Source organism: Actinomadura rifamycini DSM 43936, assembly GCF_000425065.1.
Classification (GTDB): domain Bacteria; phylum Actinomycetota; class Actinomycetes; order Streptosporangiales; family Streptosporangiaceae; genus Spirillospora; species Spirillospora rifamycini.
This window is the reverse complement of the sequence record NZ_AULB01000024.1, coordinates 96,935-113,898: the sequence shown is the minus strand read 5'-3', so window position 1 is coordinate 113,898 and position 16,964 is coordinate 96,935. Positions and strand designations below refer to the sequence as shown.

At 74.0% G+C, this 16,964-nt stretch carries 13 protein-coding genes and 1 pseudogene; 10 read left to right on the top strand and 4 right to left on the bottom strand.

Annotated elements, in window-relative coordinates; genetic code table 11:
- Nucleotides 1-12: 12 nt before the first annotated feature.
- Together H505_RS0123175 and H505_RS0123170 are read right to left on the bottom strand one after the other, a co-directional pair.
- Nucleotides 13-1,260, bottom strand: coding sequence for an MFS transporter (locus H505_RS0123175; protein ID WP_026403885.1), 1,248 nt, complete (start codon nucleotides 1,258-1,260; stop codon nucleotides 13-15).
- A 147-nt stretch (nucleotides 1,261-1,407) separates the two neighbouring features.
- A complete protein-coding gene (locus H505_RS0123170; RefSeq protein WP_026403884.1) occupies nucleotides 1,408-1,935 on the bottom strand; it encodes a TetR/AcrR family transcriptional regulator in 528 nt (175 codons plus the stop codon).
- Between the two features lie 121 nt (nucleotides 1,936-2,056).
- Between H505_RS0123170 and H505_RS0123165 the strand changes: the two genes are divergently transcribed.
- Together H505_RS0123165 and H505_RS0123160 are read left to right on the top strand one after the other, a co-directional pair.
- On the top strand, nucleotides 2,057-3,232 hold the full coding sequence (locus H505_RS0123165; protein WP_026403883.1) for a cysteine desulfurase family protein: 1,176 nt from the start codon (nucleotides 2,057-2,059) through the stop codon (nucleotides 3,230-3,232).
- 157 nt (nucleotides 3,233-3,389) lie between these two features.
- Complete coding sequence (locus tag H505_RS0123160; protein ID WP_026403882.1) at nucleotides 3,390-4,247, top strand: DUF1206 domain-containing protein; 858 nt, start codon at nucleotides 3,390-3,392, stop codon at nucleotides 4,245-4,247.
- Here H505_RS0123160 and H505_RS0123155 read toward each other — a convergent pair.
- Complete coding sequence (locus tag H505_RS0123155; RefSeq protein ID WP_026403881.1) at nucleotides 4,235-5,311, bottom strand: DUF695 domain-containing protein; 1,077 nt, start codon at nucleotides 5,309-5,311, stop codon at nucleotides 4,235-4,237. The genes H505_RS0123160 and H505_RS0123155 overlap by 13 nt on opposite strands.
- Nucleotides 5,312-5,500: 189 nt before the next feature.
- Between H505_RS0123155 and mnmA the strand changes: the two genes are divergently transcribed.
- From mnmA to H505_RS0123130, 5 genes are all read left to right on the top strand, one after another.
- Entirely contained in the window at nucleotides 5,501-6,577 is a 1,077-nt protein-coding gene (gene mnmA / locus H505_RS0123150) for a tRNA 2-thiouridine(34) synthase MnmA (protein ID WP_026403880.1), read from the top strand.
- 105 nt (nucleotides 6,578-6,682) lie between these two features.
- A complete protein-coding gene (locus H505_RS0123145) occupies nucleotides 6,683-7,501 on the top strand; it encodes an LLM class F420-dependent oxidoreductase (RefSeq protein ID WP_026403879.1) in 819 nt (272 codons plus the stop codon).
- 24 nt (nucleotides 7,502-7,525) lie between these two features.
- On the top strand, nucleotides 7,526-8,536 hold the full coding sequence (locus tag H505_RS0123140) for a methionine synthase (RefSeq protein WP_026403878.1): 1,011 nt from the start codon (nucleotides 7,526-7,528) through the stop codon (nucleotides 8,534-8,536).
- A gap of 146 nt (nucleotides 8,537-8,682) precedes the next feature.
- On the top strand, nucleotides 8,683-10,851 hold the full coding sequence (ligA, locus tag H505_RS0123135; protein ID WP_026403877.1) for an NAD-dependent DNA ligase LigA: 2,169 nt from the start codon (nucleotides 8,683-8,685) through the stop codon (nucleotides 10,849-10,851).
- Nucleotides 10,852-11,105: 254 nt separating this feature from the next.
- The gene (locus H505_RS0123130) at nucleotides 11,106-13,199 is read left to right on the top strand and encodes a putative bifunctional diguanylate cyclase/phosphodiesterase (protein ID WP_026403876.1); all 2,094 of its coding nucleotides are present in this window, start codon (nucleotides 11,106-11,108) and stop codon (nucleotides 13,197-13,199) included.
- Between the two features lie 130 nt (nucleotides 13,200-13,329).
- Here the strand turns inward: H505_RS0123130 and H505_RS51875 are convergent.
- A pseudogene (locus H505_RS51875) lies at nucleotides 13,330-13,407 on the bottom strand (DUF6458 family protein); the annotation flags it as partial.
- Between the two features lie 191 nt (nucleotides 13,408-13,598).
- On the opposite strand from H505_RS51875, the gene gatC reads away from it, so the two are divergent.
- The 3 genes from gatC to gatB are packed head-to-tail and all read left to right on the top strand — an operon-like array spanning nucleotide 13,599 to nucleotide 16,890.
- Nucleotides 13,599-13,898, top strand: coding sequence for an Asp-tRNA(Asn)/Glu-tRNA(Gln) amidotransferase subunit GatC (gene gatC / locus H505_RS0123125; protein WP_026403875.1), 300 nt, complete (start codon nucleotides 13,599-13,601; stop codon nucleotides 13,896-13,898).
- Nucleotides 13,898-15,397 (top strand): Asp-tRNA(Asn)/Glu-tRNA(Gln) amidotransferase subunit GatA, encoded by a 1,500-nt coding sequence (gatA, locus tag H505_RS0123120; protein ID WP_034519394.1) that lies wholly within the window; start codon nucleotides 13,898-13,900, stop codon nucleotides 15,395-15,397. Before gatC ends, gatA begins: the two co-directional genes overlap by 1 nt.
- Nucleotides 15,394-16,890, top strand: coding sequence for an Asp-tRNA(Asn)/Glu-tRNA(Gln) amidotransferase subunit GatB (gatB, locus tag H505_RS0123115; RefSeq protein WP_267898538.1), 1,497 nt, complete (start codon nucleotides 15,394-15,396; stop codon nucleotides 16,888-16,890). The genes gatA and gatB overlap by 4 nt, the downstream gene beginning before the upstream one ends.
- Nucleotides 16,891-16,964: the final 74 nt, after the last annotated feature.

The window sequence follows — 16,964 nt, the reverse complement described above, 5'->3', positions numbered from 1 at the left end:
TACAGGATTCCTTCAGGCGGCGACCGGCTTCGGCGCCGCCTCGCCTCCGGCGGCCTCGTTCCCGGCGGCAGGCGCGTCCGCGCCGTCCCGCCCGGGGACGTACGGCGCCGCGGCCAGGTCGGCGCCCTCGCCCAGCGGGACGAACCGGGCGCCGGCCGCGATCAGCAGCGCGAGCACGACGACCACGCCGACGCCGAGCCGCAGCGACGTCGCGTCCGCGAGGAACCCGACCACGACCGGGCCGAGCAGCAGCCCGCCGTAGCCCATCGCGCCGACCTGCGCGACCGCGGCGGCCGGACGGTCCGGCGCGGCGGTCCCGGCCAGCGAGATCGTCGTCGGGACGACCACGCAGACGACCAGGCCCGTCAGGAAGAACCCGGCGATCGCCACGTGCGCGGTCGGCGAGAGCACCACGAGCGCCATTCCGGCGGCGGTGCCGAGACCGGCGCCCGCCAGCAGCCGCCGCGTGCCGATCCGCATCCGGACGCGGTCGCCGACGAGCCGCCCGATCAGCATCGCCAGCTCGAACACGGGGTACCCGAGCGCCGCCAGCGACTCGGTCGCGCCGAGTTCGTCGTGCAGCATGAGGCTGCTCCAGTCGGCGATCGACCCCTCGGTCATGAACGCGATGAAGCCCAGCACGCCGATCAGGTACACGGCGGCCGGCAGCCGGCGGCGCCGCCCGCCCGTCCCGGCCTCGGCGGGCGCGTCCGGGTCGGGCAGGTAGGTGCGGCCGAGCGCGAGCCCCGCGGGCAGCGCGAACAGCGCGGCGAGCAGCACCGTCGCGGTGAAGCCGAGGCCGAGCGCCGCCGTCGCGACCCCGACCAGCCCGCCGGACATCGCGCCGATGCACCAGCCGGCGTGCATGCCGCTCATGATCGACCGCCGGTACGCCTGCTCGACCACGCTGGCCTGCGCGTTCATCGCGATGTCGGTGATCCCGAACGTCATCCCGAACGCCGCGACGGCGGCGAGCAGCGACCAGTAGGTGGGGGCGAGCGCCACCGCGGCGTACGCCAGCGCGGTCAGCGGCAGCGCCACCCGCAGCGCGCCCCGGCTCCCGGCCCGCGCCATCACCCCCCGCAGCGCCTGCATGGCGACGACCGCGCCGAGGCCCCAGACGAGGACGACGATGCCGACCTCGCCCTCGGACGTCCCGAACTTCTCGGCCAGCGCGGGCATCCGCGCGACCCAGACACCGGTGAGCAGACCCGCGAGGGCGAACGTGAGGAACGTCCCGGTACGGGCGCGGAGCAGCATGGTTCACCTCTTTCCGAACTCGGCGGGGCGGAGGGCCCCGGACGTGCGCCCGGCCGCGCGCGGGCGCGGCCGGGAACCGGACGGTCGATGATGTGGAGCGTTCCAGGGGGCCGCGGACGGCCCCGGCGCCCCGGGGGGCGGGCGGTGCTAGCCGAGCAGGTCGAGCAGCCGCCGTTTCAGCGCCGCGAGCTGGTCCTCGTCGTACAGCTCGGGCGCGTGGCTCACGACCTCCCACAGGCCCTCGGCCGCCAGCCGGACCACCGTCGCGGCGACCGGGTCGGCGTCCTCGTCGGACGCGCGGCCGTGCCAGCGGCGCATGGCCTCGTTCAGCGGCTCGGCCTGCTCCGGGTCGGTCGCGGCGGCCGTGATGGCCGACCAGCGCCGGTAGGCCCGGGCCTCGCCGGCGAGGATCTCGAAGGTCGCCTCGACGTACGCGCGGCTGTAGGCGCCGGGCGTCCCGTCGTCCTTGCCCAGGTACGCGGCGATCAGGTCGTCGAACTCCTCGATGACCCGCGCCACCATCGCCTTGACGAGCGCGTCCTTGGACGGGAAGTGGTACAGCAGCCCGCCCTTGCTGACGCCGGCGCGGTCGGCGACCGCGGTGAGCGTCAGCGCCTGCGTGCCGTGCTCGGAGAGCACCGCCTCCGCGGCGTCCAGAAGGGCGTGCTTCGTCATGGCCACTCCACTGTACCGACCGGACGGTACAGTTGCCAACCGGCGCTCCCACCGGGGCATTCCCGCAACCGCGCGGCCACCTGCGGGGAACACCGCGCGCGCGGATACTGTTGACGCCGTGGTGACCTACCTCGACCATGCGGCGACGACCCCCATGCTGCCGGAGGCCGTTGAGGCGATGACGGCGCGGCTGCACGAGCTCGGCAACCCGTCCTCGCTGCACGCCGTCGGCCGCACCGCCCGCCGCGTCGTGGAGGAGTCCCGCGAGCTGATCGCCGAGGCGTTCGACGCCCGGCCCAGCGAGGTCGTGTTCACCTCGGGCGGCACCGAGTCCGACAACCTCGCCGTCAAGGGCCTGTACTGGGCCCGCCGCGCCGCCGACCCCGCCCGCACCCGCGTGCTGGCCTCCGCCGTCGAGCACCACGCCGTCCTCGACTCGGTGCGGTGGCTCGCCGACCACGAGGGCGCCCGGGTCGACTGGCTCCCCGTGGACGAACTGGGGCGCGTCCGCCCCGCGACCCTGCGGGACGCGCTCGGCGACGGCTCCGACGTCGCCCTCGCCACCGTCATGTGGGCGAACAACGAGGTCGGCACCGTCCAGCCGATCGCCGAACTCGCCGCGGCCGCCCGCGAGCGCGGCGTCCCCCTGCACACCGACGCCGTCCAGGCCGCCGGGACCCTCCCCGTGTCGTTCGCCGCGAGCGGCGTCCAGGCCCTCACCCTCACCGGCCACAAGCTCGGCGGCCCGCTCGGCGTCGGCGCGCTCCTGCTCGCCAAGCCCAAGGAGCCGCTGCACCTCGACCCCGTGCCCCTCCTGCACGGCGGCGGCCAGGAGCGCGACGTCCGCTCCGGCACCCTCGACACCCCCGCCATCGCCGGCTTCGCCGCCGCCGTCGAGGTCGCCGCGCGGCGCCGCGCCGCCGAGGCCGACCGCCTCGCCGCCCTCCGCGACCGCCTCATCGAGGCCGTCCGCGCGGCCGTCCCCGACGCGGTCCTGAACGGCGACCCCCGCGACCGCCTCCCCGGCAACGCGCACTTCTCCTTCCCCGGCTGCGAGGGCGACGCGCTGCTCATGCTGCTGGACGCCCGCGGCATCGCCTGCTCCACCGGTTCGGCGTGCTCGGCCGGCGTGTCGCAGCCCAGCCACGTCCTCACGGCGATGGGCGCCGGTCCCGAGCGCGCCCGCGGCTCGCTCCGCTTCACCCTCGGCCACACCTCCACCGAGGCCGACGTCAAGGCCCTCGCCGACGCCATCGGCCCCGCCGTCGAACGGGCCCGCCGGGCCGGCCTGACCTGACCGCCCGCACCTGACCCGGCCGCACCTGACCGGCCGCCGGGGACCGCCGCCCGACGGCGGCCTCCCGGCCCCGCCCGCCGTCGGGCCAGGTTTGAGCACCGCCTCCTCGGGGACGGCTTTGCCGTTCGTTGACCGAGGATTGCGAGGACCGAGAGCGATGGCGAGCGTGGCGGACGGCGGCGCGGTGCGGAACGCGGGACGCAGGGCGGCGGGACACCCGTGGTTCCACCGGCTGTCCCGGGTGGGGCTGGCGGCGCGCGGGTTCCTGTACGTGCTGATCGGGGTGCTGGCGCTCCAGATCGCGTTCGGGAACGGCGGCGAGGAGGCCGACCGGAGCGGCGCCCTGACGACCGTCGCCGACAAGCCGGGCGGGACGGTCGTGCTGTGGCTCATGACGGCCGGGTTCGCCGCCCTCGCGCTCTGGCAGTTCGCGGAGGCGCTGTACGGGCGCCCCGTCCCGGACGGACACAAGGCGCACGAGCGGCTCGGATCGGCCGGGCGCGGGCTCCTCTACGCGGCCGGGTTCGCGGCGATGCTCGGGTTCATGCTCGGGCACCAGGGCGCGTCGAGCGACCAGCAGTCCAGGACGTTCACGGCGCGGCTGATGGCGGAGCCGGGCGGGCGCTGGCTCGTCCTCGCGGTCGCCGCCGGGTTCGTCGGCGTCGGCGGGTACGTCCTGTACGCCGCCGCGCGCCGCAAGTTCCTGGACGAGCTCAAGGTCGGTCAGATGGGGCGGCGCGCGCGCCGCGCCGTCGAGCCGCTCGGGGCGGTCGGCAACGCGGCGCGGGGCCTGGTGATCGGCGCGGCCGGGGTGTTCCTCGGCTACGCGGCGGTCAGCTACGACCCGGGGAAGGCGCACGGGCTGGACGGCACGCTCCGCGAGTTCGCCGGGACGCCCGCCGGGGCGTGGGGGCTCGTCGCCGTCGCCCTCGGCGTGGTGGTCTTCGGCGTGTACTCGTGCTGCGAGGCGCGCTGGCGGAAGGTGGAGGCCGTCCGGCCCGGTCAGGGCCGGTAGGGGGCCAGCGCCTTCCAGCCGGGGTCGTTGGTCGAGGAGACCTTCGCCTTGCCCTCCGCCCAGCCCGCGGCGAGCTGGTCGAGGTCGCCGACGACGCCCGAGTCGGGGTCGGCGTACAGGTGGAAGACGCGCAGGCCGTCGCCCGTCTCCCGCACGGCCAGCACCGCCCGGTCGCCGAGCTTGGCGAGCTTCTTCTCGAACGCGTGCAGCGCCCCCGAGGACGGCTCGACCGGCAGCCGGTCGGGGTTGCTGTGCCGGTACGGGACGGTGATCGCGACGTGCAGGTCGCAGAGCGGGTAGTCCTGCCGGTGCAGGGGGAACCGCGCGCCGACCCGGGCGGGATGGCCGCGCGGCGTGCGGCCCTCGCCGCTCAGCCACGCGGGCTCGCCGAACGGCTCGGCGACCTGCTCGACGACCGCGCCGAGCATCGCGGGCGGCAGCGCGTCGATCGGCGCCTCCATCGCGATCGTCACCTCGCCGACCCAGCGGGCCACGTCGTCCTCGCCGAGCGCCCAGTCGAGGACGTGCGACGCGACCTGCCGCTGCTGCTCCTCGGGGACGAACAGGAAGTCGGGGTGGTACGCGGTGATGTGCACCTTCGCCCGTCCGGCGTCGGCCCGCATGCCGAGCCGCACGTACTCCAGGTCGAACTCGTGGTCGCCGAGGACGAGGTCCTGGGAGAGCATCTCCGGGTCGGCCTGGCGGGCGGGGTGGAAGCTCCAGTCGCCGGACGTCTTGGGCGCGGCCCGCACCCACCGCTCGGCGAGGCCGCGCAGTTCGGCGTCGCCGCCGCCGGTCAGCGTCAGCGAGGGCGCCCGGTCCTCGGCGCCGCCGATCTCCCACTGCAGCCCCGGGTGGATCCTGTGGACGCGGCGGGACAGCTCCTCGACGATGTCGGCCGACAGCCCCTCGCCCGGCGGCTCGCCCGGCTCCTGCTCGTCCGTCGGACCGGCCGCCAGCGACGACTCGATCGTCGGGCGCGCCTGGCCCCACCATTCCCAGAACTCGCCGACCGCGGGCGGTGCGGTGGCGGACGTGTCGCGCGGACGGCGGAAGATTCCCACCTGTACGTCTCTTCCTTGTCGTGGGGTGACGGGGTCCGGGCCTTCACGGAGCCCGCAGCGTAACCCTACGCGAGCCGCCGGACGATCCGTCGCCGCGTCCCCGCGGCGTCCTGTTCGTCCCGCGGCGCGCCCGTCCGCGCCGTTAACCCGATGTGGGCGGGGCCCCGCAGCGCGTACGCTCGAAGGACTATGACTCTGCGCGTACTCGCCGCCATGTCGGGCGGCGTCGACTCCGCCGTGGCCGCCGCCCGCGCCGCCGAGGCCGGGCACGACGTCACCGGCGTCCACATGGCCCTGTCCAGCAATCCGCAGTCGTACCGGACGGGCGCGCGCGGCTGCTGCACCCTGGAGGACTCCCGGGACGCCCGCCGCGCCGCCGACGTGATCGGCATCCCGTTCTACGTCTGGGACCTCGCGGAGCGCTTCCACGAGGACGTCGTCGAGGACTTCGTCAGCGAGTACGCCGCGGGCCGCACCCCGAACCCGTGCCTGCGCTGCAACGAGAAGATCAAGTTCGCCGCGCTGCTCGACCGCGCGACGGCCCTCGGCTTCGACGCCGTCTGCACCGGCCACTACGCCCGGCTGGAGGACGGCGTCCTGCGCCGCGGCGTCGACGCGGGCAAGGACCAGTCGTACGTCCTGGCCGTGTGCACGCCCGAGCAGCTCGCGCACGCGCTGTTCCCGCTGGGCGACACCGCGAAGGCCGACATCCGCCGCGAAGCCGAGCGGCGCGGCCTCCAGGTCGCCGACAAGCCCGACAGCCACGACATCTGCTTCATCGCCGACGGCGACACCCGCGGCTTCCTCGCCGAGCGCCTCGGCACCGCGAAGGGCCCGATCGTCGACGCCGACGGCAACGAGGTCGGCGAGCACGACGGCGCGTACGCGTACACGATCGGGCAGCGCAAGGGCCTGCGCATCGGCACCCCCGCGCCCGACGGGCGCCCCCGCTACGTCCTCGACATCTCGCCGGTCACGAACACCGTCACCGTCGGCCCCCGCGAGGCCCTCGACGTCCGCGAGATCACCGGCGAGCGCCCGATCTGGCTGAGCGAGCCCCCCGCCGGGCCGTTCGGCTGCCAGGTGCAGCTCCGCGCCCACGGCGAGGTCCACGACTGCACGGCCGAACTCGACGGCGACGTCCTGCGCGTCCGCCTCCGCGCCCCCGCGCGCGGCGTCGCGTCCGGCCAGGCCGCCGTCCTGTACGAGGGCGACCGGGTGCTGGCCTCCGCGACGATCGCCGAGACCGCCCGCGTCCCCGCCTGACCGCCCGTCCGCGGAAGCGGGGCCGCCGTCCCGGACGCCCGCGGCCGGTGGCGGCGGGACGCGCCGTCAGTACGATGCGGCTCTGGCGAGTCTCTGGAGGGTGCCGTGAAGTTCGGTGTGTCCACGTTCGTGACCGATGAGGGCATCGCGCCGGCGGCGCTCGGGCGGGCGCTGGAGGAGCGCGGGTTCGGGTCGCTGTTCCTGGCCGAGCACACGCACATCCCGGTGAAGCGGGAGTCGCCGTGGCCCGGCGGCGCCGAGCTGCCCCGCATCTACTACCGGACGCTCGACCCGTTCGTCGTCCTGTCGGCGGTCGCGAGCGTGACGGAGCGGCTGCGGCTCGGCACCGGGATCGCGCTGGTCGTCCAGCGGGACCCGATCATCCTGGCGAAGGAGGTCGCGTCCCTCGACCTGGTCTCCGGCGGGCGCGCGGTGCTCGGCGTCGGCGCGGGCTGGAACCGGGAGGAGATGCGCAACCACGGCACCGAGCCGAAGACCCGGATGCGGCTGCTGCGCGAGCGCGTGCTGGCCGTCAAGGAGCTGTGGACGAGCGAGGAGGCGGAGTTCCACGGCGAGTTCGTCGACTTCGACCCCGTGTTCAGCTACCCCAAGCCCGTCCAGGACCCGCACCCGCCCGTGCTGATCGGCGGCGCGGGCCCGACCACCTTCGACCGCGTCGCCGAGTTCGGCGACGGCTGGATGCCGATCTACGGACGCGGCACGGACGCCCTCGCCGCGCAGATCGCGGAGCTGCGGGAGCGCGCGGGACGGCGCGTGCCGGTCACGGTGTTCGCCGCGCCCGGCAAGCCCGAGGCCGTCGCGGCGCTCGCGGACGCCGGAGCGGACGAGGTGCTGTTCAACCTCAGGACCGAACCGGAGGACGAGACCCTCCGCCACCTCGACCGCCTCGCGCGCCTGCTGTGATCGCGCGCCGCTAGGCTTTGCCGCGTGAACGACTATCCGTGGGGGGTCGGGGCGGCGACCGGGGTGGGCTCGTATCCGGGCGACGATCCGGAGGAGGTCCTCCGGACCGTGCTCGGGGAGGTGCCCGAGCTGCCGCACCTGCCGGAACTGCCCGCGCGCGGCCCCGGCGCCGACATGGTCGGCCGGTCCGCCGGCCTGCTGGTGGACCTGCCGGTCCACCTCGAGCCGTCCGGGTGGCGGTTCTCCGACCGCCCCGGCCGCGACACCGTCCGCACCCGCGACCACCTGGCGCGCGACCTCGACGTGCTGGAGGAGGTCGCGGGGACGCACGACGGGCCGTTCAAGGTCCAGGTGTGCGGCCCGTGGACGCTGGCGAGCACCATCGAGCTGCGGCACGGCGACCGCGCGATCAAGGACCCGGGCGCCGTCCGCGACCTGGCCGCGTCGCTCGCCGAGGGCGTGGCGGCGCACGTCGCGGACGTCCGGCGGCGCCTGCCCGCGGCCCGCATCCTGCTCCAGCTGGACGAACCGGCCCTGCCGGCGGTGCTCGCGGGAACGGTCCCGACGGCGAGCGGGTTCGGGCGCCTGCGCGCGATCGAGGAGCCGGTCGCCGAGGACGTCCTGCGGCGGACGATCGACGCGGCCTGCGCCGACGGCGCCGCGTACCCGCTCGTCCACTGCTGCGCCCGGAACGTCCCGTACGGGCTGCTGCGCCGCGCGGGCGCGCAGGCGCTCTCGATCGACCTGCGGCACGTGCCGAGGCGCGACGACGACGCCGTGGGGGAGACGATCGACGCGGGCGTGGGCCTGCTCCTCGGCGCGGTCCCGGCGACCGACGCGGCCCTGCCGCCGCTGCGCGCGACGGCCGAGCCGGTCCGCGAGCTGTGGCGGCGGCTCGGGTTCCCGCCCGCGCGGCTGGCGCGCCAGGTCGTCGTCACGCCCGCCTGCGGGATGGCGGGAGCCTCGCCCCGGTACGTCCGGGAGGCCCTGAAACGCTGCCGCGACACGGCGCGGATGCTGTTCGAAGCCGCCTGACCGCCGCCCGGGGCATAGCCCTGCGGAGCGGAGGGCGGCGGTCAGGCCGCTTTTGCCGGGGGGTAGGGGTCGTCCCCCCACAGTGACCTCGAAGAGTAGGGCGCGCCCCCTGCCGGATTGTCGGTGGCAGCGGGGAAAATAGGGGCATGACCACGAGCGATGGTGTTCCCAGCGAGGCACGGCAGCGGCATCTGGAGCTGAGCGAGCGGATCGACGAGGGCAACTACCGCTACTACGTCCTCGACCGGCCCACGCTCTCCGACGCCGAGTACGACCGCATGATGCGGGAGCTGGGGGAGCTGGAGGAGCGGCACCCCGAACTGGTCACGCCCGACTCGCCCACCCAGAAGGTCGGCGCGCCGATCACCACCGACTTCGCGACCGTCGCGCATCTGGAGCGGATGCAGAGCCTCGACAACGCGATGAACGCCGACGAGCTGCTCGCCTGGGACGAGCGCGTCGTCAAGGAGGTCGGCGAGGTCGCGGGCTACCTGTGCGAGCTGAAGATCGACGGCCTGGCGATCGCGGTGACGTACGAGCGGGGGCGGTTCGCCCGCGCCGTCACCCGCGGCGACGGGCGCACCGGCGAGGACGTCACGCACAACGTGCGGACGATCGCCGACCTCCCGGGCCGCCTCGCGGGGGACGGCTGGCCGGACGTCCTGGAGGTCCGCGGCGAGGTCTTCCTGCCCGTCGAGGGGTTCGAGCAGGTCAACACGGCCCAGGTCGAGGCGGGCAAGGAGCCGTTCGCCAACCCGCGCAACGCGGCGGCCGGGTCGCTGCGGCAGAAGGACCCGCGGGTCACCGCGAAGCGGCCGCTCGGCATGCTGGTCCACGGGTTCGGCGCCTGGGAGGGCGGGACGCGGCCGCAGAGCCAGTCCGGGGCGTACGAGCTGATGCGCGCGTGGGGCCTGCCGGTCAGCGACCGGTACAAGGTCGTCGGCGGGATGGACGCCGTCCGCGAGTACATCGCCGAGTACGGCGAGCACCGGCACGACCCCGCGTACGAGATCGACGGGGTCGTGGTGAAGGTCGACCAGTTCGCGCTGCAGCGGCGGCTCGGCTCGACGAGCCGCGCGCCGCGCTGGGCGATCGCGTGGAAGTACCCGCCGCAGGAGGTCAACACCCGGCTCCTCGACATCAAGGTCGGCGTGGGCCGGACCGGCCGCGTCACCCCGTACGGGGTGATGGCCCCGGTGAAGGTCGCCGGGTCGACGGTCGAGCGGGCGACGCTGCACAACGCGGGTGAGGTCGTGCGCAAGGGCGTCCTGATCGGCGACACGGTCGTCCTGCGCAAGGCCGGGGACGTCATCCCGGAGATCGTCGCACCCGTCACGGCCCTGCGGGACGGCTCGGAGCGCGAGTTCGCCATGCCGACGCACTGCCCGGAGTGCGGCACCGAGCTGGCGTACGAGAAGGAGGGCGACGCCGACATCCGCTGCCCGAACGCCCGGTCGTGCCCCGCGCAGCTGCGGGAGCGGCTGTTCTTCGTCGCGAGCCGCAACGCGCTCGACATCGAGGCGCTCGGGTACGTCGCGGCGACCGCGCTGACGCAGCCGCTGGAGCCGGCCGACCCGCCGGTGAAGAACGAGGGCGACCTGTTCCACCTGACCGTGGACGAGCTGCTGCCGATCAAGAGCCTGGTGCTTGACCCCGACAGCGGCACCCCGAAGATCGATCCGAAGACGGGGGAGCGGAAGGAGGTCACGTTCTTCGCCAACAAGGAGGGGGAGCCGAAGAAGACGGTCGGCGTCCTCTTCGAGGAGCTGGAGAAGGCGAAGAAGCAGCCGCTGTGGCGGGTGCTGGTGGCCCTGTCGATCCGGCACGTCGGGCCGTCCGCCGCGCGCGACCTGGCCCGCGAGATGGGCTCGATCGACGCGATCGCGAACGCGACCGAGGAGGAGCTCGCGGCGGTCGACGGCGTCGGCCCGACGATCGCGGCGTCGATCACGTCCTGGTTCGCGGTCGACTGGCACCGCGAGATCGTCGACAAGTGGCGCGCGGCGGGCGTCCGGATGGAGGACGAGGGCGCCGCGGGCCCGCGCCCCCTGCAGGGCGTCACGGTGGTGATCACCGGTTCGCTGGAGGCGTACAGCCGCGACTCGGCGACCGAGGCGGTGCAGCGGCTCGGCGGCAAGGTGTCGGGGTCGGTGTCGAAGAAGACGGGGTTCGTGGTCGTCGGTGACAGCCCCGGGTCGAAGTATGACAAAGCGATGAAGCTCGGCGTGCCCGTCCTGGAGGAGGACGGCTTCCGGGTTCTCCTGGCGGACGGGCCGGAAGCGGCCAAAAAAGTCGCTGTCAGTGCGGAAGAGTGACGAAATGTGGTTGACCGGGGCCCACCAGCTTTGCGTTACTCAGGGGTACACTTTCACTACCCACCGGAGAGGGGCGGGCGCGACCCGGGCATAACGGAACGTACGCAACCGGTTTCGCGAAGTTCGTCGGAGGTCGTACTCTCCCTCTCATCACGACACACCTGAATCACCGGACGTATCACCCGGGGGTGTCCCCGCGGTACGGCACGTCCGGTTCCGGGGGACGTCCCCCGCGAATCCCCCCGAGGATGGTGATGAAGGACCCGAACAACACGCGGAACACGGCGCCGCGCCGCGGTTCCCCGTTGTGGATCTACATCGTCGTCGTCATCGTGCTGGGCATCGTGGCGGGCGGCTCCGCCTTCGCCGGGCTCACCGGTCCCGACCTGGACGCGCTCCTCGGCAACCCCGTCTTCTGGATCCTGGGCTGCTTCATCGTCTTCGGCGAGATGCGGCCGATCATCACCCCGGGCTCCACCGAGAACAACGGCGCCACGACCTCCACCACGTTCGCGTTCGCCGCGCTGCTGTACGCGGGCCTCCCGGTCGCCGCCGCCCTCCAGGCCGTCGCGGTCGTCACCTGCGGCATCTTCCGCGGCCGCACCACGCACCGGATCGCGTTCAACGTCGCCCAGTACACCCTCAGCCTCGGCGCCGCCCAGCTCGCGCTCGCCCTCACCGGCGACCTCGCGACCCCGTCCGCGCTCTGGGTGCCGGACGGCTCCGACCTGCCGGCCATCGCCCTCGCCGGGACCGTCTACTTCATCTGCAACGACACGCTCGTCGGCGCCGCCGTCGCCCTGCACGAGCGCGTCTCGCTGCTGAAGGCCATGCGGTTCGACTTCGGCTACCAGGTCCTGGTCCACCTCGCGCTGCTCGGCCTCGCCCCGCTGATGGTCGTCGCGATGGACCGCTCGGCCGCGTTCGTCCCGCTGATCGTGCTGCCGTTCATCGCCGTGTACCTGAACGCGTCCGTGTCCGTCCGGCGCGAGCACCAGGCCCTGCACGACGCGCTCACCGGGCTCCCGAACCGCAAGCTGCTGATCGTCCGCACCGAGGAGGCGCTCGCCGAGGCCCGCGGCGAGGACGCCCACCGGCACCTGCGCGGGCGCCGCCGCAAGACGGCCGAGCCGCCCCGCCGCGCCGGGCTGTTCCTGCTCGACCTCGACCGGTTCAAGGAGGTCAACGACACTCTCGGGCACCCCACCGGCGACCGCCTCCTGCAGCTCGTCGCGCACCGGCTCACCCACAGCGTCCGCCCCGGCGACCTCGTGGCCCGCCTCGGCGGCGACGAGTTCGCCGTGCTGCTGCCGACCGTGCGCGACGAGGACGCCGCCCGCGAGGTCGCCGCCCGCCTCCGCGCCGCGCTCAGCGAGCCCGTCCGGCTGGACGGCCTGTCGTTCGACCTCGAGGCCAGCGTCGGCATCGCGCTGTTCCCCGACCACGCCCCCGACTTCGAGCTCCTGCTGCAGCGCGCCGACGTCGCCATGTACAACGCGAAGGAGTCCCGCACCGGCGTCGAGGTGTACTCCCCGCAGAAGGACCGCAACTCCCCGGCGCGCCTCACCATGCTCGGCGACCTGCGCCGCGCCGTCGACCGCTCCGAGCTGGAGCTCTTCTACCAGCCGAAGGTCTCCCTCCGCGACGGCCAGCTCGTCGGCATGGAGGCGCTGCTGCGCTGGCGCCACCCCGAGCAGGGCCTCCTCGAACCCGAGGCTTTCCTGTCCGTCGCCGAGCAGACGTACCTGATGCGCTCCATCACCCACCACGTCGTCGAGGCCGCCCTCGCGCAGACCGCCGCCTGGTGGCGGGAGAACCTCGCCGTCCAGGTCGCGGTGAACGCCTCCGGCCGCGACCTCCTCGACACCGGCCTCACCGAGACCATCGAGGAGGGGCTGCTGGCCCGCGGGCTGCCCACCGCCGCGCTCCAGCTGGAGATCACCGAGCGGATCCTGATGAACGAGCCCGCGTACGCGTCCGACACCGTCGCCGCGCTCGCCGAACTCGGGATCCCGCTCAGCCTGGACGACTTCGGCACCGGCTACTCGTCCCTCGTGCGGCTCAAGCGGCTCCCCGTCGAGGAGATCAAGATCGACGCCTCGTTCGTCCGCCGGCTCACCGAGTCGTCCGACGACGCGGTGATCGTCCGCTCGATCGTGGACCTCGTCCGGACGCTCGGGCTGCGCTCCGTCGCCGAGGGCGTCGAGGACCCGCAGACCGCGAGCGCCCTCCGCGAGATGGGCTGCGACGCCGCGCAGGGCTGGCACTTCGGCCGCCCGATGGACGCCGAGACCGCCACCGAGTGGCTCCGCCGCCACATGGACCGCGCCCCCGAGCCCGCGGCGTGATCAGTAGCGGCGGGGCCCGTCCTCGTAGTAGCGCTCCTCGCGCACCGCGGGCGGGGGGGCGGCGGTCGACCGCGCGGCGCGCGGACGCGATGCGGACCAGGCCGATGACGAGGCCGATCAGGCCGCCGACCATGAGGATCACGCCGACCAGCCGGATGTCGACGCCGCTGAGGTCGAAGTCGACCGCGTAGGCCAGGACGGCCCCCACGATGATCAATGCGATGCTGCCGCCGATGGTCACGTCGGCTCCTCTCGTCGTCCAAGGGGGACCAACGAGAGATTCCCTCCAGGGGAGGTTGAAACGGCGCGCCGGGTCCCGCCAGCGCAATCCGGTCGGGCGGAGAGGGCCCGACCCATAGGATGGGACCCAACCCAATCGAATCCAGGAACGGTTTACTCATGTCCGCCATCACCCGTGACGAGGTGGCGCACCTCGCCCGGCTGTCCCGGCTGGCGCTCGGCGACGATGAGCTCGATCATCTCGCGGGCCAGCTCGACCAGATCATCTCCGCGGTATCGCGGGTGCAGGAGGTCGCGGCGGAGGACATCCCGCCGACCTCGCACGCGCTGCCGCTGACCAACGTCTACCGGGCCGACGAGGTCCGGCCCTCCCTGCCGCCGGAGCAGGCCCTCGCGGGCGCCCCGGCCGCCGAGGAGCAGCGCTTCCGGGTGCCGCGGATCCTGGGGGAGGAAGCCTGATGAGCGAGCTGGTCAGGAAGGGCGCCGCCGAACTCGGCGAGCTGATGGCCGCGGGGGAGGCGTCCGCCGTCGAGGTCGCCGAGGCGCACCTCGACCGCATCGCCGCCGTCGACGGGCGCGTGCACGCGTTCCTGCACGTCGACCGCGAGACGACCCTCGCGCAGGCCCGCGCGATCGACGAGCGCCGCGCGGCGGGGGAGGAGCTCGGCCCGCTGGCCGGCGTCCCGATCGCGCACAAGGACGTCTTCACCACCCGGGACATGCCCACCACCGCCGGGTCCCGGATCCTCGAGGGGTGGCGGCCGCCGTACGACGCGACCGTGACGGCCCGCCTGCGCGAGGCCGGGCTCGTCATCCTCGGCAAGACGAACATGGACGAGTTCGCCATGGGCTCGTCCACGGAGAACAGCGCCTACGGCGTCACCCGCAACCCGTGGGACCTCGAGCGCATCCCGGGCGGCTCGTCCGGCGGGTCGTCCGCGGCGGTCGCCGCCTACGAGGCCCCGCTGTCGACGGGCACCGACACCGGCGGCTCGATCCGGCAGCCCGCGGCGGTCACCGGCATCGTCGGCGCGAAGCCCACCTACGGCGGCTCGTCCCGGTACGGGCTCATCGCGTTCGCGTCGTCGCTCGACACGCCGGGCCCGTTCGCCCGCAACGTCCTCGACGCGGCGCTGCTGCACGAGGCGTTCAGCGGCCACGACCGGATGGACTCGACCTCGGTCGACCGCCCCGTCCCGCCCGTCGTCGAGGCGGCGCGCCGCGCGGACGTCAACGGCCTGCGCGTCGGCGTCGTGAAGGAGTTCGCCGGGGACGGCTACCAGCCCGGCGTCACGGCCCGGTTCGACGAGACCGTCGAGCTGCTGGAGTCGCTCGGCGCGAAGGTCGTCGAGGTCTCCTGCCCGAACTTCACGTACGCGCTGCCCGCGTACTACCTGATCGCCCCGTCGGAGTGCTCGTCCAACCTGGCCCGGTTCGACGCCATGCGCTACGGCCTGCGCGTCGGCGACGACGGCACCCGCAGCGCCGAGGAGGTCATGGCGCTGACCCGCGCCGAGGGCTTCGGGCCCGAGGTGAAGCGGCGGATCATGCTCGGCACGTACGCGCTGTCGTCCGGCTACTACGACGCCTACTACGGCAAGGCGCAGCAGGTCCGGACGCTCATCAAGCGCGACTTCGAGGCCGCGTTCGAGCAGGTCGACGTGCTGATCTCGCCGACCACGCCGACGACGGCGTTCCCGATCGGCGAGCGCGCCGACGACCCCATGGCCATGTACCTGGCCGACCTGTGCACGATCCCGTCGAACCTCGCCGGCAACGCCGCCGTCTCGGTGCCGTGCGGGCTGGCCGACGGCCTGCCGGTCGGCCTGCAGATCATGGCCCCGACCCTCGGCGACGACCGCGTCTACCGCGTCGGCGCCGCCGTCGAGCGCGCCCTCGAGGACCGCTGGGGCGGCCCGCTGCTCAAGCAGGCCCCGGAACTGGTGGAGGCAAAGTGACCACGGCGACCTTCATGCCCTACGAGGAAGCGCTCGCGAAGTACGAGCCGGTGCTCGGGATCGAGACGCACATCGAGCTGGGCACCGCGTCGAAGATGTTCTGCGGCTGCCCGACGGCGTTCGGGGCGGAGCCCAACACGCAGGTGTGCCCGGTGTGCCTCGGCCTGCCCGGCGCCCTGCCGGTGACGAACCACGCCGCGATCGAGGGCATCGTCAAGATCGGGCTCGCGCTGAACTGCGACATCGTGGAGTGGTGCCGGTTCGCCCGGAAGAACTACTTCTACCCGGACATGCCGAAGAACTTCCAGATCTCGCAGTACGACGAGCCGCTCTGCGTCGACGGCCACCTGGACGTCGAGGTCGAGGGCGAGACGTACCGCATCGAGATCGAGCGCGTCCACATGGAGGAGGACACCGGCAAGTCGCTGCACGTCGGCGGCAGCACGGGCCGCATCCACGGCGCCGAGTTCTCGCTCGTCGACTACAACCGCGCGGGCATCCCGCTGGTCGAGATCGTCACCAAGCCGATCGTCGCGACCGGCGACCGCGCGCCCCTCGTGGCCCGCGCGTACGCGACGGAGCTGCGCGAGCTCGTCCGCTCCCTGGGCGTCTCGGACGTCCGCATGGAGGAGGGCTCGATGCGCTGCGACGTCAACGTGTCGCTGATGCCGCGCGGCGCCGACGAGTGGGGCACCCGCACCGAGACGAAGAACGTCAACTCGCTGCGCTCGGTCGAGCGGGCCGTCCGGTCCGAGATCGAGCGGCAGGCGGGCGTCCTGTCCGAGGGCGGGCGGATCGTGCAGGAGACCCGCCACTTCCACGAGGACACGGGCGGCACCACCAGCGGGCGCAGCAAGGAGGAGGCGCAGGACTACCGGTACTTCCCCGAGCCCGACCTGGTGCCGATGGCGCCGTCGCGGGAGTGGGTCGAGGAGCTGCGCGCGTCGCTGCCCGAGCTGCCCGCCGCCCGCCGCGCCCGCATCCAGCGGGAGTGGAACCTGTCCGACCTCGAACTGCGGGACGTCGTCAACGCGGGGGCCGTCGACCTCATCGAGTCGACGATCGCCGCGGGCGCCGACGCCGCGGCCGCCCGCAAGTGGTGGATGAACGAGCTGTCCCGCCGCGCGACCGAGCAGGGCGTCGAACTGGCCGACCTGCCGATCACGCCGGAGCAGGTCGCGCGCGTCCAGGCGATGATCACCGCCGGCGAGCTGAACGACAAGCTGGCCCGGCAGGTCTTCACCGGCGTCCTCGCCGGCGAGGGCGCCCCCGACGAGGTCGTCGCGGCGCGGGGCCTCAAGATCGTCAGCGACGAGGGCGAGCTGAACTCGGTCATCGACCAGGTGATCGCGGACAACGCCGACGTCGCCGACAAGATCCGCGCGGGGAAGGTCGCCGCCGCCGGCGCGCTCGTCGGCGCCGTCATGAAGGCGACCCGCGGCCAGGCCGACGCGGGCCGCGCCCGCGAGCTGATCCTGGCGAAGCTGTCCTGACGCCCCGCCGCCCCGCGGCTCCGCGCCGCGGGGCGGCGGAAAACCGATGGCCCGCCCGGCACGCCGCCGGTTAG